The organism is Brachybacterium sp. 107, from assembly GCF_052379725.1.
Taxonomy (GTDB): domain Bacteria; phylum Actinomycetota; class Actinomycetes; order Actinomycetales; family Dermabacteraceae; genus Brachybacterium.
In genome coordinates, this window is record NZ_JBQSYW010000002.1 from 117,335 (window position 1) to 136,815 (window position 19,481).

The following is a 19,481-nucleotide window of genomic DNA, read 5'->3' on the forward strand; positions in this document are numbered from 1 at the left end:
TCGGTGGAGGCCTCCGCCCTGGTGCGGGCGGGCATCAGCGGCGAGACTGGTGGGCATGGCGATTCTTCCCGCAACGACCCCGCGACGGGTCCGGGACGTGCCCGTCGGCGAGGACCCGGAGCTCGAGAGCCCTGATCTCGAGAGCCCTGATCTCGAGAGCCCAGACCTCGAGAGCCCCGACGTCGAGCCCAGAGTGTCCCCGGGCCCGCTCGGCGCAGCGATCGAGGTGTGGAGCCCCCCTGCCCTGCTGATCGTGTCCTGGATCGTGGGATGGATCGCGGCGCACACCTGGATGGAGGGCGACCCGGTGGGGTGGGCGCTCGTGCCCACCGCGGCCCTGCTGGCCCTGCGGATCGTGCTGGAACGGCTCCTGCGGCGAACGGGCCCCGATTCACCCCAGCTGATCGCCGCCTACGGCCTGCATCTCGTGTTGGTCCTGGCCGCGCTCCTGCTCAATCCCATGACCTGCATCTACGCCTTCTCCGGGTACCTGGACTCCGGCCGGTTCCTCGGTGGTGCGCGGGAGCGGGTCGTCGTCGTGGCGACCGCGCTGCTGTGCGCGATCGGCCAGGTGGGCGGGTACCGGGTGGTGCTCGCGGAGACCTGGTTCTTCGCCGGGCTCGCCGCGGTGAACCTCCTGATCGCGCTCGGGATGCTGCACCTGGCACGCGAGCGGGAGCGGCTCCTCGTGCAGCGCGAGCGGACCCTGACCGAGATCGCCCGGGTGAACCAGGAGAACTCACGGCTGCACGAGCAGCTGATGGCCGGGGCACGGCGCACGGGCGCGGGCGAGGAGAGGGCGCGGCTCTCCCGCGAGATCCACGACACCGTCGCGCAGGGTCTGGTGGGCGTGATCCGGCAGCTGGAGGCCGTGGGGCCGGGGATCGACGAGGCCGCGCGGCATCGTGTGAGCGTCGCGGAGGAGGCCGCCCGCGACTGCCTGCTCGAGGCCCGCCGTGCCGTCGAGGCGCTGGGGCCGCACCAGCTGCACGACGGCGACGTCGTCGACGCTCTGTCCTCCCTCGTCGCACGATGGGCACGGACCTATCGGGTGGTCGCGACCTTCGACGGGGACGACGCACCGCGTGAGGGTCGCCATGCCGAGACGCTGGTGCGCATCGCGCAGGAGTCGCTGGCGAACATCGCCCGCCACGCCGACGCCACCGCCGTGAGCGTGACGCTGACCGGGGACGACCACGATCAGATCCTGCAGATCACCGACGACGGCGTCGGCTTCGATCCGGCGACCGTGCCGCGGGGCCACGGCTTGGAGAACATGCTGGCCCGTGCTCGGGAGGCCGAGGGGGATCTCCAGGTCGGGGCCCGTGACGGCCGGGGCTGCACCGTGACGGCGCGGGTCCCTCGATGACGTCGGACGAGGAATCCGCGACGTGCCCGGTGCGGGTGGTGGTCGTCGACGACCATCCGGTGGTGCGCGACGGCCTGGTCGCGATGCTCGGCGCCGAACCGGACCTCGAGGTCGTCGGCACCGCAGAGGACGGCGTGGAGGCGCTCGTGGTGATCGCTGCCTCCGTGCCGGACGTCGTGCTCATGGACCTGAGGATGCCCGGCGGCCACGGCGTCGACGCGATCCGGGCCCTGCGCCGCGACGGCCGGACCGCCCCGCGGATCCTGGTCCTCACCACCTATGACACCGATCGTGACATCCGCAGCGCGCTCGAGGCGGGGGCCGACGGGTACCTCCTCAAGGACACCCGCCGCGAGGAGGTCATCCGCGCCGTGCACGACCTCGTCGCGGGCCGTGCGGTCCTTGCGCCGGCGGCCCTCGCGGCCCTCACCGGTGCTCCCGGGAACCGGGTCGCCCTCAGCGGCCGGGAGGCGGAGGTGCTGCGTCTGGTCGCGGACGGCTGCACGAACCGCGCCGCCGCGTCACGGCTCGGCATCGGCGAGGCGACCGTGAAGACGCACCTGATGCACGTCTACGAGAAGCTCGGCGTCGGCGACCGTGCGTCGGCGGTCCGCACGGCGTGGGAGCTCAGGCTGGTCTGACCGACCGCCCGTTGCGGATCAGCGGAAGATGATCGTGCGGGTCCCGTCCAGCAGCACGCGGGACTGGGCGAACCACGTGACGGCCTGACGGAGGGTGCGCACCTCGGCGTCCTGGCCGATGGCCATGAGCTCCTGGGGGGAGCGGGTGTGGTCCACGCGGATCACGTCCTGCTCGATGATCGGTCCCTCGTCGAGATCGCTCGTGACGAAGTGCGCCGTCGCCCCGATCTGCTTCACGCCGCGGGCGTGGGCCTGGCGGTAGGGGTTCGCGCCCTTGAAGCCGGGCAGGAACGAGTGGTGGATGTTGATGCAGCGCCCGGCGAGCTCCGCGCACAGCTCGGGCGAGACGATCTGCATGTACCTCGCCAGGACCACGAGCTCGATGTCGTGCTCCTCGATCGCCGCACGCACCCGGTCCTCGAAGGCGGCCTTGGCCCCTTCGCCCTTGGTGGGCAGGTGTTCGAAGGGGATCCCGTGGAAATCCGCGAGGGGTTCGAGGGTGGGGTGGTTGGCCAGGATCAGCGGCACCTCGATGGGCAGGTGGCCGGCATCGACCTGGAACAGCAGGTCGTTGACGCAGTGCTTGGCGGTGGAGCCGAGCACGAGGGTGCGCACCGGTCGTCCCACCACGTCGAGCCGGTGCTCGATGCCGAACCGTTCGACGACGGGGGCAAGCGCCTCGGCGATCTCCTCGGCGGTCGCCCTGGTGGTCAGCTGCAGGCGCATGTAGAAGCGATGCGAGCTGCCGCTCTCGAACTGGCGGCTCTCCGTGATGTTCCCACCCACCTCGACGATGGCCCCGGTGACGGCATGGACGATGCCGGGACGGTCCTCGCACACGAAGGTCAGGACGTATTCGACGGTGGGGGAGAGGGCGCCGGTGGCGGCGATCGGACTGCTCATGGCCGGAAGTCTAGGAGCGGACGGGGCCGAGTGCGATGACCGACCGCATGACGGGGCCCGGGAGTGGGGCGGACGTCACGGCGCGCTCACCTCTGCTCGGCGCGCCACAGCCGCGAGGGCCACCAGATGATTCGGCCGAAGTCGAGCGCGAGCGCCGGCACCAGGAGCGTACGGACCACGAAGGTGTCCAGCAGCACGCCGAAGGCGACGATGAACGCGATCTGCGCGAGGAACAGGATCGGGATGACCGCCAGCGCCGCGAAGGTCGCCGCCAGCACCAGTCCGGCCGACGTGATCACCCCGCCGGTGACGGCCAGGCCGCGCACCACCCCCTCCCGGGCCCCGTGCTGCAGGGCTTCTTCCCGGACCCGCGTCATGAGGAAGATGTTGTAGTCGATCCCCAGCGCGACGAGGAACACGAAACCGAACAGCGGCACGGCCGGATCGGCGCCGGGGAAGTCGAGGACGTGATTGAACACCAGGGCGGCCACGCCCAGCGCCGTGCCGAAGGACAGGACCGTGGTGGCCACCAGGAGCACCGGCGCCAGCACTGATCGCAGCAGGAGCATGAGGATCAGCAGGATCACCACCAGCACGACGGGGATGATCAGCGCCCGGTCATGGGCGGAGGCGTCATTGGTGTCGATGGACGTGGCCGTCACCCCGCCCACGATCTCCGCGAAATCCTCCTGATCCAGCGCGGCACGCAGATCCCGCACGGTCTGTTCCGCCGCGGAGGAATCCGGGGCGTCCACGAGGGTGCCTTGGACGAGCACCTTCCCGTCGAGCACGGTGGGTGCCGGAGCGGGGGTTCCCGGAGGCGCTTGGGCCAGGATGCCGTCGGCGCTCACCGTGGCGGATCCGCTCGGGGAGTCCGCCGCGACGACGGAGACGGAGCTGATGCCCTCGTCCGCGAGGAGCACGTCGGTCGTGGCCTGGAGGTCCTCCTCGGCGACGATGACCTCCACGGGGCTGCCGGCCCCCGCCGGGAAGTGTTCGCCGAGGGCGACCTGACCGTCACGGGCGGAGGAGGCCCCCAGGACGAGGTCGGATTGGGGGACGCCGTCGGCATCGAGCTGGAGCGCCCCGATGCAGCCCACGGCGAGCAGCACCGCGGTGAGGATCCAGAGCGGCCGCGGACGCCGCGAGACGGCAGCGGCGATCTTCCCCCAGAGGCCGTTATCAGCCGCGGAGGAGCTGTTCTGACCGGACGCGGGATCGTAGCGAGGGCGACGCGGCCAGAAGGCGACCCGGCCGGCGGCATAGAGGACTGCGGGCAGGAAGGTGAGGGCGGCGAGCATCGCGAACACGATGCCGATCGCCGCGACCGGCCCCAGCGTGCTGTTGGACTTCAGATCCGACAGGAGCAGGCAGAGCAGCCCCGCGATCACGGTGCCTCCGGAGGCGAGCACCGGCTCCACGGTGCCCCGCAGGGCGGAGACGGTGGCCGCCCCTCTGCCGTTGTGATGGTGGAGCTCGTCGCGATAGCGGGAGACGTACAGCAGCGAATAGTCGGTCGCCGCCCCGATGACCAGGATGAACAGGATGCCCTGGGTCTGTCCGCTCAGCAGCAGCAGATCGGCCGCCGCGAGGTGCCAGATCGTCAGCAGCGCGACACACAGGGCGAACATGCTGGTGGACAGCACGATCAGCGGCAGCAGCAAGGACCTGTAGACGATCACGAGGATGACGAACACCGCGGCCAGGGCCACGCCCAGCAGGAGACCGTCGATGCCGGCGAAGGCCGCACCCAGATCCGCCGAGAAGCCGGCCGGCCCGGTCACGTGGACGGTCAGACCCGTCGGCAGATCTGCAGACAGCTGCGCATCGAGCTCGTCGACGATGCTCCCGATGTCGGCATCGGCTTCGATCGGGACGAACACCTGCACCGCGAGACCGTCCTCGGAGAGGATCGGCGGAGAGACGTCGTCGACGACACCTTCCACGGACGCGAGCGACCGTGCCGCCTCGGTGAGTGCGGACAGCTGATCGGCGCTGAGCATCTCGTCGGAGGTCACGACGACGATCGCGGGGATCGCGTCGGACCCGAGGAATCCCTCGGCGAGCCCCTGGACCTGGGTGGCCTCCGCCGAGTCCGGGAGATACGCGGTGCGGTCGTTGGAGGAGACCTCATCGACCCGCCCGAAATAGGGGCCGCCGATACCCGCCGCGACCAGCCACACGAGGATCAGCAGGGCGGGGAGCACGATGCGCAGCGCCCTGGGGACGCGCGCGGCGGCACGTCGGTGGGTGGGTGCTGATCGGTCTGAGCGGTCGGGCATGACGATCCTTCGCTGAAGGGGAGAGCACGGCCAGTCTCCCATACATAGTTAGCCGAGTGAGATACATGTTCGGCGAGATGCGTGCTGGGTAGCATGCGGCCATGGCGAACATCGAGCAGGAGCCGCGCGACCAGGCCGGGGAGCCGCCCTCGCTGTACAGCGTCCTGGGGGCGGATCCCCGTGGGGAGCTCGTGGATCGTCGGGGGCTGTCGCACGAGGACCTCGTGCAGATCGACGAGCTCATGGCCGCGCTGGTGGCCCTGCGCGGCGCGGAGAAGACGCTCGCCGAGGCGTCGATGCGCTACATGAAGCTGGGGGAGACCGACATGCGCGCCCTGCATTTCCTCATCGTCTGCGAGAACACCGGCACTCTTGCGACACCGAGCTCCATCGCCCGCTCGCTGGGCATCTCCAGTGCGTCGACGACCAAGCTGCTGGACCGGCTGGAGCGGGCGGGGCACGTCCGTCGCGAGCGGCACCCCTCGGACCGTCGGGCGCTGGTGGTCGGCGTCGAGCCCGCCACCCGCGCCGCGGCGATGCGCACGCTGGGGGCGCAGCAGGCCCGTCGGGTGAACGCCGCTCGCCGCCTGGATCCGGAGCAGCGCGAGATCGTGATCGGCTTCCTCGAGGACATGACCGCCGAGATCTCGATGGACGGGGTCGACTGGGGTGCCGCTCCGGCCTGAGCGACCTTCCTGCGGCAGGTCGTGGGAGCTGGCCGATCTACCGACCGGTAGGCCCAGTGACCTGCGTCGCGTCCGCCGGTGAGCTCCGGGGGCGACCGGGCACTTGACGGGGTGGGGATCCCCGGGTGATGGTCGGCATACCGGTCCACACTTGCCAGATGGGGCGATCTTCGTTATAGGCGCCGGTCATGGAGATCGCGATCGCCCCCGTCATGAAGAGAGGTCTCCCATGGACGCCACAGTCTTCGAATCCCATGAATCCACCATCCGCGGCTACTGCCGCAACTACCCCACGGTGTTCGCCTCCGCGTCCAACGCGCGACAGGTCGACGAGGACGGGAAGTCCTACCTGGACTTCTTCGCCGGGGCAGGAGTGCTCAACTTCGGGCACAACAACCCGCGCATGAAGGACGCGCTGATCGCGTTCCTCCAGGCCGACGGCGTCGCCCACAGCCTGGACACCTACACCACCACCAAGCGCGACTTCATCGCACGCTTCCAGGAGGTGGTCCTGGAACCACGGGGGATGGACCACAAGATGCAGTTCATGGGCCCGACGGGGTCCAATGCGGTCGAGGCGGCGATGAAGCTCGCCCGCCTCGCCACGGGACGGCGGGAGATCGTGGCCTTCAGTCACGGCTTCCATGGCATGACGCTGGGCTCCCTGGCCGCCACCGCCAACCACGCGTTCCGGCAGTGGGCCGGTGTGCCGCTGGAGAACATCCAGCGGCTGCCCTTCGAGACCGCCCCGGGCGGTGCGTCCGCCCTCGCTGACTACGCGGCGGCGCTGCGGGACCCCTCGAGCGGGATGCGGCCCCCGGCCGCCTTCCTCGTGGAGGCGGTGCAGGCCGAGGGTGGCGTGAACGTCGCCAGCAAGGAATGGCTGCACGAGGTCCAGGACCTCGCCCATGAAGTCGGCGCCCTGTTCATCATCGACGACATCCAGGCGGGCGTCGGGCGCACCGGAGGCTACTTCTCCTTCGACGGGATGGGCCTGGACCCCGACATCATCACGCTCGCCAAGGGCCTGGGCGGCTTCGGCACCCCGATCGCCATGAACCTCAACAAGCCTGAGGTCGACGCCCACTGGTCGCCGGGTGCGCATACGGGCACCTTCCGCGGGCAGGGGCTGTCCTTCGTCGCCGGCACCGTGGCACTGGACTACTTCACCGACGAGGCCTTCCTCGCCGATGTCCTGGCCAAGGGGCAGCAGATGCGCGACCGGCTCGAGAGCATCGCCGCGAAGAACCCCGACCGGGGCTGGGAGGTGCGCGGGCGCGGCATGATGCAGGCCCTGGACACCCACGACGGCGCCTTCGCCAAGCGGGTCCAGCAGGCGGCCTTCGAGTCGGGACTGCTGATCGGCCCCTGCGGGAGCGAGGGGCGGGTGATCAAGCTGATCCCGCCGCTGACGATCCCCGAGGACGATCTCGCCGCCGGACTCGACCTGCTCGAAGGTGCCCTCGCGAGCGCATCGGACGCGGACTGATGCGCCGCCGGTCCGATATGACCTTCGCGACCGAAGAATACGAGCGGAGGCTCTCGGAGCTGCGGCAGCGGATGGGGGAGCGGGAGCTCGACGCGGTGATCATCACCGACCCCGAGAACCTGATGTACCTCACGGACTATCAGACCACCGGGTACTCGTTCTTCCAGGCCCTGATCGTGCCGCTGGACTCGGATTCGGTGATGATCACCCGTGCGCTCGAGGAGTCCAACGTGATCGCGCGGACCTGGCTCGAGCACTCGCGCGCTTATCCCGACAGCGGGGACGCGATCCTCGAACTGGTCAGCACCCTGCGTGACCTGCGCCTCGGGGACGCCAGAGTGGGGTACGAGCGCAACAGCTACTACTTCCCGGCCTATCAGCAGGACCGCTTCCACGACGCGTTCGGCGAAGGGTTGGTGGACTGCTTCGGCATCGTCGAGGAGGGCCGGATCCGCAAGTCCCCGGCCGAGATCGAGGTCATGCAGCTCGCCGCCTACGCCGGGGAGGCGGGGATGGCCGCGGGCCTGCGCGCCGCGATGGCCGGGGCCACCGAGAACGATGTGGCGGCGGCGATCACCTCGGCGATGTTCCGTGCCGGCGGCGAGTTCCCGGCGGTCGTCCCGTATGTCGCCTCCGGGCCTCGCTCGATGATCGGTCACTCCACCTGGGAGGGCCGGATGATCCGCCCCGGGGAGCATGTGTTCCTCGAGGTCGGCGGCTGCTACCGCAGGTATCACACGGCCATGATGCGCACCGCCGTCAACGGGGCGCTCTCGGACTCGATGCACTCCGCCCAGGAGCTCATGAAGCAGACGCTCGCCGAGCTGCGCAGTCTCATGAAGCCCGGGGTGACGGTCTCCGAGATCGCCGAGCTCACGCGCTCCCGCATCGAGAGCAACGACGTGGGGGCGCAGCTGGTCACCCGCGCCGGCTACTCGATCGGGATCGCCTTCCCGCCGTCCTGGGACGAGGGCTACATCATCTCCCTGCTGGAGGGGGACGAGCGCGCACTCGAGGAGGGCATGACCTTCCACCTGCTCCCGTGGATGTGGGGTGTGGACGGGAACAAGACCGTCGGCATCTCGGACACCGTGCACATCACCGCCGACGGCTGCGAGTCCTTCTTCACCCTGCCCGAGGACTTCACCGTCCACGAGAGCTCCGCCCGTTCATTCCGTGCCTCTGCCGTCGTCGCGCCGAGCTTCTGAGAGGAGCTGCACATGACCATGCTGACAGCCATCGATCCCACCACCGGCGCCGTCGTGAACGAGGTGCCCGCCGCGACCCCCGAGGAGATCACCGCGATCATCGACCGCGCCCAGAGCGCCTTCGAGACCTGGGGCACCACGAGCATCGCCGAGCGCGCAGAGGTGCTGCGGACCGTGGCGGCGCACCTGCGCGAGCACACCGAGGAGCTCGCTCCGGTGATGACGCAGGAGATGGGCAAGCCGATCACCGAGGCGCGGGGGGAGGTGGTGAAGTCCGCCTGGGCGGCCGAGCACTACGCCGACCATGCCGAGGAGTACCTCGCCACCGAGCACCTGCCCTCGGACGCCACCTCCTCGTACGTCCAGTACCTCCCGCTGGGTCCGGTGCTGGGGATCCTGCCCTGGAATGCTCCGTTCTGGGTCGCATTCCGCTTCTGCGCCCCGGCGCTCATGGCCGGGAACACCTGCGTCATGAAGCACGACCCCCATGTGCCCGGCAGCGCCTCGGCCCTGGAGGAGGCGTTCCGCGCCGCCGGAGCGCCCGAGGGCATCTTCCAGGCGGTGCATGCCGCGACGGAGGACGTGGAGCAGATCATCCGCGATCCGAGGATCCGGGCGGTCTCCTTCACCGGCTCGGACCGGGCCGGCGCGATCGTCGCGGCGACCGCGGCGTCCGAGATCAAGCCCGCCGTGCTCGAGCTCGGCGGCTCGGACCCGTGCCTCGTGCTGGCCGACGCGGATCTGGAGAAGGCGGCCGACGTGACCGCGCTGTCGAGGATCATCAACGCCGGGCAGTCCTGCATCGCCGCCAAGCGGATCATCGTCGAGCGCGAGGTCCATGACGAGTTCGTCGAGCTGCTGCGCGAGCGTCTCGCGGCTCTCGTGGTCGGCGACCCGAGCGAGGAGAGCACCCAGATCGGTCCGATCGCCCGCGCCGAGCTGCGGGAGAACCTGCACCGCCAGGTCACCGAGTCGGTCGCGGCCGGCGCCACCTGCGTGCTGGGCGGCGAGCTGCCCGAGGGTCCCGGGTACTTCTACCCGGTCACGCTGCTGACCGGGGTGCGACCGGGGATGACCGCCTGCACCGAGGAGACCTTCGGGCCGGTCGCCGTCGTGATCGCGGCCGACGACGCCGAGCAGGCGCTGGAGATCGCGAACGACACCCCCTACGGGCTCGGCGCGAGCGTGTGGACCACGACGGAGCGGGGCGAGGCGATGGCACCTCGCATCGAAGCCGGCCAAGTCAGCGTCAACGGCATCGTGAAGTCCGATCCGCGCCTGCCCTCGGGCGGGATCAAGCGCTCGGGCTATGGCCGAGAGCTGGGGCCGCACGGGATCCGCGAGTTCACCAACGCCCAGCAGATCTGGGTGGGACCGGTGCGTTCCTGACCACGTCGGCATCGACCTGACAGGGACATGACGAAGGCCGTCTCTCCGCATCCAGCGGATCGACGGCCTTCGTGTTCCGGTCGGGCTGACAGGATTTGAACCTGCGACCCCCTGACTCGGAGCGAACTAGGGGTAGATTCCCAGGTCGGACGACGAATGCGCTGGCAGTGAGCGGATACTTGTAGCCACACGCTTCACGGAGGTTCCGGGATGTGACCGCCAAATCCCGCCGCTAGCGGTCACTCTAGCGGTCACTTTCGAACATGGCGGCTGCCGCAGAGACCACAGCCTCCGTGCTCGTGACCGCCGTGTACCGCTGCCGATTCACGGCTGCCGTATGCCCGAACAACCGAGTGCGGGTCGCCTCCGGCAGCACGTCGTACAACAGGGTGTTGTTCGTCGTGCGCCACGAGTGCCCGCGCTCATTCTCGAACATCTCGATGTTCAGCTTCTCGCCCAGCTCCTTGTACATCGCCGCGAGCTTCCTGTCCCGGTTGCGCGGATCCCACGGCTTGGCCGGGTCCGTCGGCGACGGGAACAGCCACGGAGAGCCCGACTCCAGCCTCGCCGCCAACCGCTTGCTCACCGCAGGGGCGAGGACAGGGACCGGGCGACCCGTTCGCGTCTTCGTGGCCTCCGGCGACAACTCAACGATGAACGTGCCCGAATCGTCAACGTGGCAGTCCTCCGTGGGCCTCATGCACAGCTCGGAGGTCCGCAGCCCCGTCGTCGCCTGCGCGAGCACGATGTCGATGCACGCGGCCCGCTCGACCACCCGCTGCCCGTGCGTCCACCGTCCACGCTTCGGTGCCTCCACGTCCTCCGGATCGGCGGCCAGCAGGTACTCGATCGCCGCGCGGTACTGCTCCGCGGTCAGCGCCCGGCCGCCCCGCGAGTATGCGGGCCTCTTCGCTCCGGACAGGTCGAGATCCAGCTCGATCAGGGGGTTGTACTCGATCACCTCATCCACGCGCAGCGGCGCCGCCAGGTACTTCTTCGCGACCGTCTTGGCATGCTTCGCGTTGACCGCACCATGCTGCCTCCCGATCTCCTCCAGGCACGAGATCAGGGCTCGAGGCCGCATCGCCTCTCGCAGCGACAGACCGGCCAGAGAATGGGTGTGCTTGCATCCCTCGTCGCCGCACTCCCCGCGCAGAAGCCGGTACGCGAGCTCGTAGCGCCGGGTCGTCGTGTCGGCCAGTCGCTCGGCACGGATGGCCGGGAGCGTGACCTTGTCCAAATAGTCGAGGGTGTCGCTGGTGCCCTTCCACCTGCCGTCGCTGGAACTGCTCAACAAGTCTGCAGCCCGCGCCCTCGCTCGAGCCCTCACCTTGCCCTTTGTCGGCCCCTGAGTGAGCGGGCGCATGAGCCGCCCGCTGTTGAGCCGAATCGACCATCGGATGGCGAAGCCGTCGCGGTACGGGAACACCTGAGCCCGGTCGATGCTGTGCTCTCCAGGTTCCAACCTGGTGGTCGCGGCGCGAGACATGCACGCACCTCCTCTCGCCGATCACATCAGCCTACGGTCACCGCGTCCTCGACCAAAGACCCTCCGACGAACTCCCCAGCCCAGCGAAGGTCGACGCGGTCTGAGCCCTCGTCGCCCTCTGCACCTCCTGCACGGACATCGCGTGCGTCCCCCGCGTGGCCGTATCGAGGTATTCCTGCTGGTTCACGAGCAGGTCGGACCAGGCGCACATCGCGTGACGCACAGTGAGGCCGCCTGCGTGCGCCGTTACCTCCGCGACAGGTTCCGTGATCCCCCGCCCACTGTCGCGGAGCACAAGGGCCGAACCGCGGCCCCACCACTTCGGAGGTCACGATGCCCCGCAAGCCCGCACCCCGCGATGTCGTCGACGAACTGATGACCGCCAACGAAGTCGCCGACGTCCTCGGCCTCGCCGCCGGAACCCTCGCCAACTGGCGCACCCTCGGCCTGGGCCCTGCCTACGTCAAGCTCGGCGGCCGCGTCCGCTACCGCGTCTCCAACATCAACGACTGGGTCTCCAGCCAGGAGAATGAGAGCGCAGTCTGACGCCCGCTACCGGGCATCACGGGAGCCCCTGAGCTCTCGAGCTATCCAAGGAGCCCACATGAGCAGAGCCCTCGATGCACGGACGGCACCGCCCACCCCCGTCACGCTCGAGGACGCCCAGAGTGTCGGCGCCTTCCTCGCCAGCAGCCGCTCCGCCGAGACGCGACGCTCCTACGCCTCCGCCATGCGCACCTTCACGGCCTGGTGCCGGGTGCGGGGCTACCGGAGCAGCCCTACAGGTCCGGATGTGGTCGCGTCCTACATCGCGCACCGCGCCGAACTGGTCGCCCACTCGACGATCTCCCGGGATGTCGCCGCGATCTCCGCCGCGCATCTCGACAAAGGTCTCGGCGATCCCACCGCCCGTCACGGAGTCCGACAGGCGCTCCGCTCCGCCGGCAGGACGCTTGGGACCGCACCGTCGCGCCGGGCCACTCCACTGACGACCGTCCTGATGCGTCAGGTCATCGGCGCGATGGACGATCTCGAGACCGCGACCGGCAAGCGTGACCGTGCGATCCTCCTCCTCGGGCTTGCCGCCGCACTGCGTCGCCGCGAGCTCGCTGCCCTCACCACGAACGACATCGCCCGCCACGACGACGACCTGCTACTGCGGATCCGTCGCTCGAAGGCCGACCAGACCGGGAGAGGCGACCTCATCGGCATCCCACTCGGAGCCCACCCCGAAACCTGCCCCGTCCTCGCACTCGAAGCATGGCTCGAAACCAGCAGCAGGAAGCTGGGGGAGGGGAGTCCAGTCTTCTCCCGCATCTACAACCACTCCCGTATCGCCGACACCGCACTGTCGGACCGCTCGATCTCCCGCATCATCCAGACCCGCGCCGCAGCAGCCAGCATCAAGGGCAAGGAATACACCCACATCGCAGGAGTCGACCAGACCTGGGTCTCGGGACACTCACTGCGTGCCGGACACGCGACATCCGCCGCGGAGGCGGGCGTCGACGCGATGACGATTTCCCGCACCACGAGACACCGCCGATTGGATTCCTTGGCGCGGTACGTGCGCCCCGCCGGCGCCTTCGAAGACTCCACAGCAGGCAAGATCGGCCTGTAGCCGCTCTGCGGCCCGCCTACCAGGGAGAGCGCAAGCGGTTCTCGGGATCGCGTCACGACTTGACGAGGCGCCGTACTGCGTCGGAGGCCTCCTTCAGCTTTATCTCGGCCTCGTCTCCACCTTCGCGGGCGGCATCGAGGACGCAGTGACGGAGGTGATCGTCGAGCAGCCCCAGCGCCACGTTCTCGAGCGCGCTGTTCAGAGCGGAGATCTGGGTGAGGATGTCGATGCAGTAGACATCCTCATCGACCATCCGAGAGATTCCACGGGCTTGGCCTTCGATGCGCTTGAGGCGGTTGAGGTAGCGGGGTTTGTCCTGGATGTAGCCGTGGGGTCCGCTGTGGCAGGCCTGTTCCTCGGTGGGGTCAGTTGCAGTGCTCATGAGTGATTCCATTCGGTGAGGGAGGATCAGTGGCGAGCCCGGACGGCGGCGACGGTCGCTTCCGGACGCAGGTCGAGGCGTCGCAGGAGCTGGGCGTTCAGCGCGACGACGACGGTGGACAGGGACATGAGGATCGCGCCGACGGACATCGGCAGCACGAATCCGATGGGGGCGAGGATTCCGGCCGCGAGTGGCACGGACAGCAGGTTGTAGCCGGCTGCCCACCAGAGATTCTGCTTCATCTTGCGGTACGCGGCGCGGGAGAGCTCGATCACCGAGAGTACCGAGCGAGGATCGGAGCTGGCGAGCACCACACCGGCCGAGGCGATCGCGACGTCGGTGCCGGCACCGATGGCGATGCCGACATCGGCCTGAGCGAGTGCAGGGGCGTCATTGACGCCGTCGCCGACCATCGCGACCTTCTTGCCCTCCTTCTGGAGCTGGACGACCTTCGAGGACTTGTCCTCGGGGCGCACCCCAGCGAAAACCCTGTCGATTCCGAGCTCCTTGCCGACACTGTTCGCGACCGCCTCGGCGTCGCCGGTGATCATGACGACCTCGACGCCCAAACTGTGCAGAGCATCGATGGCGTCGCGAGATTCGGGGCGCACCTCATCGGTGAGCTTGAGACCGCCGATCACCTCGCCGTCGCGGAGGACGTGGAGGATGATCGCGCCCTCCTGGCGCCAGGCCTCAGCCTCGTCGACTTCGCTCACTCCGGTTTCCTCGAGCAAGCGGGGACCGCCCACGCGGATCTCGTGCCCATCCACCTGGGCACTCACGCCCAGCGCCGGGGTGGAGCTGACGTCAGAGCCCGCAGGAATCTGTGCTCCCTCGGCCTGAGCCCTGGCGACGATGGCGCGGGCGAGCGGGTGCTCGCTCTCCGCTTCGGCGGCAGCTGCCAGGGCCAGCACCTCGGTCTCGTCCGCACCGCGGGTGATGATCTCGGCGAGGGCGGGCTCGCCCTTGGTGAGGGTGCCGGTCTTGTCGAACAGGACGGCGTCGACGGTGCGCATTGCTTCCAGGGCCAGACGGTCCTTCACCAGAACACCGCCGCGGGCGGCCCGCTCGGTGGCGATGGAGACGACCAGCGGGATCGCGAGCCCCAGCGCGTGAGGGCAGGCGATGACCAGGACGGTCACTGTGCGAACAACGGCATCATCGGGCATGCCGAGCAGTGACCAGGTGATCGCGGTGATCACGGCGGCGCCGAGAGCGAACCAGAACAGCCACGCCGCAGCGGTATCTGCGATGCGCTGTGCGCGGGACGAGGAGTTCTGTGCTTCGGTCACCAGGCGCTGTATACCGGCGAGGGCGGTGTCGTCGCCCGTGGCGGTGACCTCGATGCGGAGGCTGGAGTCGGTGGCGACGGTGCCTGCCACGACGGAGTCTCCGGTGGAGCGCGTCACGGGGCGGGACTCGCCGGTGACCATGGACTCGTCCACGTCGGCGCGGCCTTCGCGGATCGTGCCGTCGGCCGGGACGCTCGCCCCGGGGCGGACGAGGACGAGGTCGCCTCGCTGCAGCTCGGTGGGCGAGATGCTCACGAGCTCGTCGCCTTCGATGCGTTCTGCCATGTCCGGGAGCAGGGCGGCCAGGGAGTCGAGTGCGGAGGTGGTCTGGGCGAGGGAACGCATCTCGACCCAGTGGCCCAGCAGCATGATCACGATCAGCAGGGCGAGCTCCCACCAGAACTCGAGCTGGTGGTCGAGGAGGCCGAGGGTCGCACCCCAGGAGGCGATGAACGCGACCGTGATCGCGAGCCCGATCAGGAGCATCATCCCGGGCTGACGGGAACGGACCTCGGAGACGGCACCGGTGAGGAACGGGCGGCCACCCCAGACGTACATGACTGTGCCGAGGGCCGGGGCGATCCCCATCGCGCCGGGAACATCGGGAATGCTGTACCCGAGCAGCATCGCGAACATCGGCGAGAACACGACAACTGGGACCGCGATGATCAGGTTGATCCAGAACAACCGCCGGAACTGCCCGACGTGGTCCCCGTGACCGGCGTGACCCCCGTGCCCTGAATGACCCTCGTGTTCCGAGTGGTCCTCGTGGTCTCCGTGAGTTCCGTGGTCGTGATGCGCGTCGGGTGCGTCGTGCTCAGCAATACCGGTGTGGGCGCCATGAGGCGTGGGGGAAGGATGAGAGTGCTGCATGCCGGGTTCTCCGTGGTCGTGACGGTGTGGGTGGTTGCCAGCGTTCATGCACCCGACCATATACCCCTAGGGGGTATGTGTCGAGGGGTTGGATTCCGCTGTCAGCATCGGCGTGATCGAGGTGTGGAGGCGCGGCACGAGAGCCATCACGTCGGGGCCGGCGTCCAAGCCGCTGACTCCGACGAGCCGGCCCGCTCGGTCGTGGGTGAGGACGAGGGGGCTGGTAGAGAAGGCGCGCGTAGTCCCGAATCGGCCTGTATGTCCAGCAGCGATGTAGAGGTGCTGGTGGATCTGTGCGCTGTAGAGGGCGCGGGGTCGGTAGGGCCCGGGGGTGTCCGCGAGCCCGAGCGAGGCCAGGACGCTGCGCGCGGCGTGCGCGCCCTGTGCCTCGGCGTCGCTCCAATGATCGATGCGCCAGATCGTGCCGTCAGACTCGTGGACCGCGACGCCTCCTGCGGCGTAGACGTTCTCGTGGTCACGGCTGCGCAGCCGAGAATCGACAGCGATCGCTCCACCCCAGGGGGAGGGGGAGAGTGGGCGCGTTCCAAGGGCGGTGATGGCCAGGTCCGCGGCAATGTCACGGCCGTCGGTGAACTCGGCGTGCAGCTCGCTCTCGACGAGCTCAAGGCGCGTCAGCGCGTGACCGAAGTGCGTGTCGACAGTGACCCGATGTGCCTGGGAAAGTTGTCCTGCGACCTGGGAGCCGAAGGCGGTGGCCCCTGGGATGGGCGAAGAGGCAGCGAGCGTGACCCTGCATCCAGCGTCGCGGAGGATTCCCGCGGTCTCGGCTCCGATGAACCCTGCGCCGTAGATCAGGACCCGCGGGGAGGGCGTGCGGTCAAGGACGCCGCGCACACGGAGCGCATCGTCCAGGGAATGCAGATGCGTCACCCGTCCGCTCTCCAGGGCGGCAGGGCTGGTGATACCCGGAGGCAGGGCGCGTGGCACGCTTCCCGTAGCGACGATCAGCGCGTCATAGTCCACGCGTGCTCCAGAGCGCAGGTGAACGGTCTGCTCTTGGGGGTCCACCGCATGGACGCGATCCCGGACTGGCGGAGCGGGCAGTACTGGCAGATGTGCGTGATGGGGTTCGAGAAGGCCGGTGGCGACAGCCTTGTTGACCAGAGTGCGGTTATACGGGGTGGTTTCCGTATCGATGATCGCGGTTGTAGTGATCTCTTCGTGCTGGGCGAGTTCCCGGATGGCGGCCGCCCCCGCAGCTCCTGCACCGATGACGAGAACGTGTGTCGTGTCGGGCATTGCCGAGCTCCGATCTATATGGGGGAGGGGGCGCACTGCCTGACAGTGGCCCCCTCCCGCTGAGCGGTGATCCTCAGGCGGCGACGTACTTCTGCGGGTCGGCATCGAACAGAGGGCCGCACCCGGCGCAGCACAGCCAGTAGCGGGTGCCCGCGTAGTCGCGGAACAGGCCCGCGGCCTCGGCGGCGCTCTTGACGACGGTTCGGCCCTCCATCACCGGGCACGTGGCCATGTCGTCCTCCGCGGGGCCCATGAGGTTCGGGCGTCCCTCGGACTCCACGGGGGAGTGGGAGGTGTGGCCGCAGCAGCTGGAGGCCTGGTCGGTGGTGTCGTTCATGGGGTTCCTTCCATAGTGGTTTCGTGCGGGGAGGGGTCAGTTCTTCGCGATGGAGGTGAAGCCGCGCAGGCGCAGGCTGTTGCCCACGACGAAGACGCTGGAGAAGGCCATCGCGGCGCCGGCGAGCATGGGGTTGAGCATGCCGAGCGCGGCGATGGGGATCGCGGCCGTGTTGTAGGCGAAGGCCCAGAACAGGTTGGTTTTGATGGTCGAGAGGGTCTTGCGGGACAGGCGGATGGCATCGACGGCGCTGCGGAGGTCACCGCGCACCAGGGTGATGTCGCTGGCCTCGATCGCGACGTCGGTGCCGGTGCCCATGGCCAGTCCCAGGTCGGCCTGGGCGAGGGCGGGGGCGTCATTGACGCCGTCGCCCACCATCGCGACGGTGCGGCCCTCGCGCTGGAGGCGGGAGACCACATCGACCTTCTCCGACGGCAGGACCTCGGCGATGACCTCGTCGATGCCGACCTCGGTGGCGATCTGGCGGGCCACGGCCTCGTTGTCGCCGGTCAGCAGGACCGGGGTCAGACCCAGCGCCTTCATCGCGGCGACGGCCTCAGCGCTGGTGGGCTTGACCGTGTCGGCGACCACCAGGATTCCCCGGGCGATTCCGTCCCAGCCGATGGCGACGACGGTCTTGCCCTGTTCCTCGGCCTCCGCCTTGGCAGCGGCGACCGCGGGGCTCAGGGCCATCTGCGTCTCGGCGAGGAGGCTCTCTCGGCCGACGACGACAGCCCGTCCTTCGACGGTGCCGCGTACACCCTTGCCCTCGACGTTGGTGAAGTCCGAGAGTGTCGGGAGTTCGCCGACCTCCTGGGTGGCGCCCTTGGCGATCGCTTGGGCGATCGGGTGCTCGGAGGAGTCCTCGACGGCGCCGGCCAGTCGCAGCAGCTCGGCGCGATCGGTGCCTTCATCGGTGACGACATCGGTGAGGGTCATCTTGCCGGTGGTGACGGTGCCGGTCTTGTCCAGCACCACGGTGTCGACCTTGCGGGTGGACTCGAGCACCTCGGGTCCCTTGATGAGCACACCCATCTGAGCTCCGCGGCCGGTGCCCACCAGCAGCGCGGTCGGAGTCGCCAGACCCAGCGCGCAGGGGCACGCGATGACGAGAACGGCGACGGCGGCGGTGAAGGCCGCGGTGACGGGGAACCCGGCGCCGAGCCACGCGCCGAGGGTCAGCGCGGCGACCAGGATGACGATCGGTACGAAGATCCCGGAGATGCGGTCGGCCAGGCGTTGGACCTCGGCCTTGCCGGTCTGGGCGTCCTCGACGAGCTTCGCCATCTGCGCCAGCTGGGTGTCGGAGCCGATGCGCGTAGCACGGACCACGAGGCGTCCGCCGGCGTTGACGGTGGCGCCGGTGACGGCGTCCCCCTCACCCACCTCGACGGGGACCGACTCCCCGGTGAGCATGGAGGCGTCGACCGCGGAGGTGCCGGAGACGACGGTGCCGTCGGTGGCGATCTTCTCGCCGGGGCGGACGATGAAATCGTCACCCTCTACGAGATCGTCGATGGCGATCTTCTGCTCCTGGCCTCCGCGCAGCACGGAGACTTCTTTCGCGCCGAGCTCGAGCAGGGCGCGCAGTGCGGCGCCGGCCTGGCGCTTGGAGCGCTTCTCGAAGTAGCGGCCGGCCAGGATGAACATCGTGACGCCCGCACCGACCTCGAGGTAGATGTTCGCCGCCCCGTCGGAGGGCGCGATCGTCAGCTCGAAGGGGTGGGTCATGCCAGGGGTACCGGCGGTTCCGAAGAACAGTGCATACAGGGACCACAGCAGGGCAGCGGACGTGCCCATCGAGATGAGCGTGTCCATCGTGGCTGCGCCGTGCTTGAGGTTCGTCCAGGCCGCCTTGTGGAACGGCCAGGCGCCCCACACGATGACCGGGGCCGCGAGCGCGAGCGAGAGCCACTGCCAGTAGGGGAACTGAATGGCGGGGATCATCGCCATCGCGATAACCGGGACGGTCAGCACGACCGCACCGATCAGCCGGTGGCGCAGCGAGGTCAGCTCCGGGTCGGAGCTCTCCTGATCGTCCCCAGGCGTATTCGCTGAGTCCTTGCGGGTGGCGGGCTTGGGTAGCGCGGCGGTGTAGCCGGTCTTTTCGACTTCACTGACGAGCAGCTGCGGATCGTAGCCCTCCGGGACGGTCACCTTGGCTTTCTCGGTGGCGTAGTTGACGGTCGCGGTGATGCCGTCGAGCTTGTTGAGTTTCCGCTCGATCCGATTCGCGCAGGATGCGCACGTCATGCCGCCG

Annotated in this window: 16 protein-coding genes; 8 read left to right on the forward strand and 8 right to left on the reverse strand. The window is 69.1% G+C overall.

Annotated elements, in window-relative coordinates:
• Positions 1-55: 55 nt before the first annotated feature.
• On the forward strand, positions 56-1,369 hold the full coding sequence (locus tag ACT3UL_RS03005) for a sensor histidine kinase (RefSeq protein WP_444576651.1): 1,314 nt from the start codon (positions 56-58) through the stop codon (positions 1,367-1,369).
• Positions 1,366-2,010 (forward strand): response regulator, encoded by a 645-nt coding sequence (locus tag ACT3UL_RS03010; RefSeq protein WP_444576653.1) that lies wholly within the window; start codon positions 1,366-1,368, stop codon positions 2,008-2,010. The genes ACT3UL_RS03005 and ACT3UL_RS03010 overlap by 4 nt, the downstream gene beginning before the upstream one ends.
• 18 nt (positions 2,011-2,028) lie before the next feature.
• Here the strand turns inward: ACT3UL_RS03010 and ACT3UL_RS03015 are convergent, their stop codons facing one another.
• Positions 2,029-2,913 carry a formyltetrahydrofolate deformylase gene (locus ACT3UL_RS03015; RefSeq protein ID WP_444576654.1) on the reverse strand — a complete coding sequence of 295 codons (885 nt, stop codon included), beginning with the start codon at positions 2,911-2,913 and terminating at the stop codon, positions 2,029-2,031.
• An 86-nt stretch (positions 2,914-2,999) separates the two neighbouring features.
• Entirely contained in the window at positions 3,000-5,195 is a 2,196-nt protein-coding gene (locus tag ACT3UL_RS03020; RefSeq protein ID WP_444576656.1) for an MMPL family transporter, read from the reverse strand.
• 101 nt (positions 5,196-5,296) lie between these two features.
• Between ACT3UL_RS03020 and ACT3UL_RS03025 the strand changes: the two genes are divergently transcribed.
• From ACT3UL_RS03025 to ACT3UL_RS03040, 4 genes are all read left to right on the forward strand, one after another.
• Positions 5,297-5,881: a MarR family winged helix-turn-helix transcriptional regulator gene (locus ACT3UL_RS03025; RefSeq protein ID WP_444576657.1), complete on the forward strand. Its 585-nt coding sequence runs from the start codon at positions 5,297-5,299 to the stop codon at positions 5,879-5,881.
• 229 nt (positions 5,882-6,110) lie between these two features.
• Complete coding sequence (locus tag ACT3UL_RS03030) at positions 6,111-7,370, forward strand: aspartate aminotransferase family protein (RefSeq protein ID WP_444576659.1); 1,260 nt, start codon at positions 6,111-6,113, stop codon at positions 7,368-7,370.
• Positions 7,370-8,578: an ectoine hydrolase gene (gene doeA / locus ACT3UL_RS03035; protein WP_444576661.1), complete on the forward strand. Its 1,209-nt coding sequence runs from the start codon at positions 7,370-7,372 to the stop codon at positions 8,576-8,578. The genes ACT3UL_RS03030 and doeA overlap by 1 nt, the downstream gene beginning before the upstream one ends.
• A 12-nt stretch (positions 8,579-8,590) precedes the next feature.
• The gene (locus ACT3UL_RS03040) at positions 8,591-9,967 is read left to right on the forward strand and encodes an NAD-dependent succinate-semialdehyde dehydrogenase (protein ID WP_444576663.1); all 1,377 of its coding nucleotides are present in this window, start codon (positions 8,591-8,593) and stop codon (positions 9,965-9,967) included.
• A 244-nt stretch (positions 9,968-10,211) separates the two neighbouring features.
• Here the strand turns inward: ACT3UL_RS03040 and ACT3UL_RS03045 are convergent, their stop codons facing one another.
• A complete protein-coding gene (locus tag ACT3UL_RS03045; RefSeq protein ID WP_444576664.1) occupies positions 10,212-11,261 on the reverse strand; it encodes a tyrosine-type recombinase/integrase in 1,050 nt (349 codons plus the stop codon).
• A 528-nt stretch (positions 11,262-11,789) separates the two neighbouring features.
• On the opposite strand from ACT3UL_RS03045, the gene ACT3UL_RS03050 reads away from it, so the two are divergent.
• Positions 11,790-12,002 (forward strand): helix-turn-helix transcriptional regulator, encoded by a 213-nt coding sequence (locus tag ACT3UL_RS03050; RefSeq protein WP_444576666.1) that lies wholly within the window; start codon positions 11,790-11,792, stop codon positions 12,000-12,002.
• Between the two features lie 58 nt (positions 12,003-12,060).
• Positions 12,061-13,077, forward strand: a complete 1,017-nt coding sequence (locus ACT3UL_RS03055; RefSeq protein WP_444576668.1) for a tyrosine-type recombinase/integrase — start codon at positions 12,061-12,063, stop codon at positions 13,075-13,077.
• Between the two features lie 52 nt (positions 13,078-13,129).
• Here the strand turns inward: ACT3UL_RS03055 and ACT3UL_RS03060 are convergent, their stop codons facing one another.
• Genes ACT3UL_RS03060 through ACT3UL_RS03080 form a run of 5 tightly spaced genes read right to left on the reverse strand, consistent with a single transcriptional unit; the run spans position 13,130 to position 19,474 of the window.
• Positions 13,130-13,459 (reverse strand): metal-sensitive transcriptional regulator, encoded by a 330-nt coding sequence (locus ACT3UL_RS03060; protein WP_444576670.1) that lies wholly within the window; start codon positions 13,457-13,459, stop codon positions 13,130-13,132.
• A 26-nt stretch (positions 13,460-13,485) separates the two neighbouring features.
• Positions 13,486-15,672, reverse strand: a complete 2,187-nt coding sequence (locus ACT3UL_RS03065; RefSeq protein ID WP_444576672.1) for a heavy metal translocating P-type ATPase — start codon at positions 15,670-15,672, stop codon at positions 13,486-13,488.
• A gap of 18 nt (positions 15,673-15,690) precedes the next feature.
• Positions 15,691-16,989: an FAD-dependent oxidoreductase gene (locus ACT3UL_RS03070; protein WP_444576674.1), complete on the reverse strand. Its 1,299-nt coding sequence runs from the start codon at positions 16,987-16,989 to the stop codon at positions 15,691-15,693.
• Positions 16,958-17,221 (reverse strand): hypothetical protein, encoded by a 264-nt coding sequence (locus tag ACT3UL_RS03075; protein WP_444576675.1) that lies wholly within the window; start codon positions 17,219-17,221, stop codon positions 16,958-16,960. The genes ACT3UL_RS03070 and ACT3UL_RS03075 overlap by 32 nt, the downstream gene beginning before the upstream one ends.
• A 36-nt stretch (positions 17,222-17,257) precedes the next feature.
• The gene (locus ACT3UL_RS03080; RefSeq protein ID WP_444576975.1) at positions 17,258-19,474 is read right to left on the reverse strand and encodes a heavy metal translocating P-type ATPase; all 2,217 of its coding nucleotides are present in this window, start codon (positions 19,472-19,474) and stop codon (positions 17,258-17,260) included.
• Positions 19,475-19,481: the final 7 nt, after the last annotated feature.

What these genes read in the sequence shown, in the direction of transcription:
- ACT3UL_RS03005 (WP_444576651.1), top strand. Translation starts at nt 56, where the DNA reads ATGGCGATTCTTCCCGCAACGACCCCGCGACGGGTCCGGGACGTGCCC.
- ACT3UL_RS03010 (WP_444576653.1), top strand. Translation starts at nt 1,366, where the DNA reads ATGACGTCGGACGAGGAATCCGCGACGTGCCCGGTGCGGGTGGTGGTC.
- ACT3UL_RS03015 (WP_444576654.1), bottom strand. Translation starts at nt 2,913, where the DNA reads ATGAGCAGTCCGATCGCCGCCACCGGCGCCCTCTCCCCCACCGTCGAA.
- ACT3UL_RS03020 (WP_444576656.1), bottom strand. Translation starts at nt 5,195, where the DNA reads ATGCCCGACCGCTCAGACCGATCAGCACCCACCCACCGACGTGCCGCC.
- ACT3UL_RS03025 (WP_444576657.1), top strand. Translation starts at nt 5,297, where the DNA reads ATGGCGAACATCGAGCAGGAGCCGCGCGACCAGGCCGGGGAGCCGCCC.
- ACT3UL_RS03030 (WP_444576659.1), top strand. Translation starts at nt 6,111, where the DNA reads ATGGACGCCACAGTCTTCGAATCCCATGAATCCACCATCCGCGGCTAC.
- doeA (WP_444576661.1), top strand. Translation starts at nt 7,370, where the DNA reads ATGCGCCGCCGGTCCGATATGACCTTCGCGACCGAAGAATACGAGCGG.
- ACT3UL_RS03040 (WP_444576663.1), top strand. Translation starts at nt 8,591, where the DNA reads ATGACCATGCTGACAGCCATCGATCCCACCACCGGCGCCGTCGTGAAC.
- ACT3UL_RS03050 (WP_444576666.1), top strand. Translation starts at nt 11,790, where the DNA reads ATGCCCCGCAAGCCCGCACCCCGCGATGTCGTCGACGAACTGATGACC.
- ACT3UL_RS03055 (WP_444576668.1), top strand. Translation starts at nt 12,061, where the DNA reads ATGAGCAGAGCCCTCGATGCACGGACGGCACCGCCCACCCCCGTCACG.
- ACT3UL_RS03060 (WP_444576670.1), bottom strand. Translation starts at nt 13,459, where the DNA reads ATGAGCACTGCAACTGACCCCACCGAGGAACAGGCCTGCCACAGCGGA.
- ACT3UL_RS03065 (WP_444576672.1), bottom strand. Translation starts at nt 15,672, where the DNA reads ATGAACGCTGGCAACCACCCACACCGTCACGACCACGGAGAACCCGGC.
- ACT3UL_RS03070 (WP_444576674.1), bottom strand. Translation starts at nt 16,989, where the DNA reads ATGCCGACCCGCAGAAGTACGTCGCCGCCTGAGGATCACCGCTCAGCG.
- ACT3UL_RS03075 (WP_444576675.1), bottom strand. Translation starts at nt 17,221, where the DNA reads ATGAACGACACCACCGACCAGGCCTCCAGCTGCTGCGGCCACACCTCC.
- ACT3UL_RS03080 (WP_444576975.1), bottom strand. Translation starts at nt 19,474, where the DNA reads ATGACGTGCGCATCCTGCGCGAATCGGATCGAGCGGAAACTCAACAAG.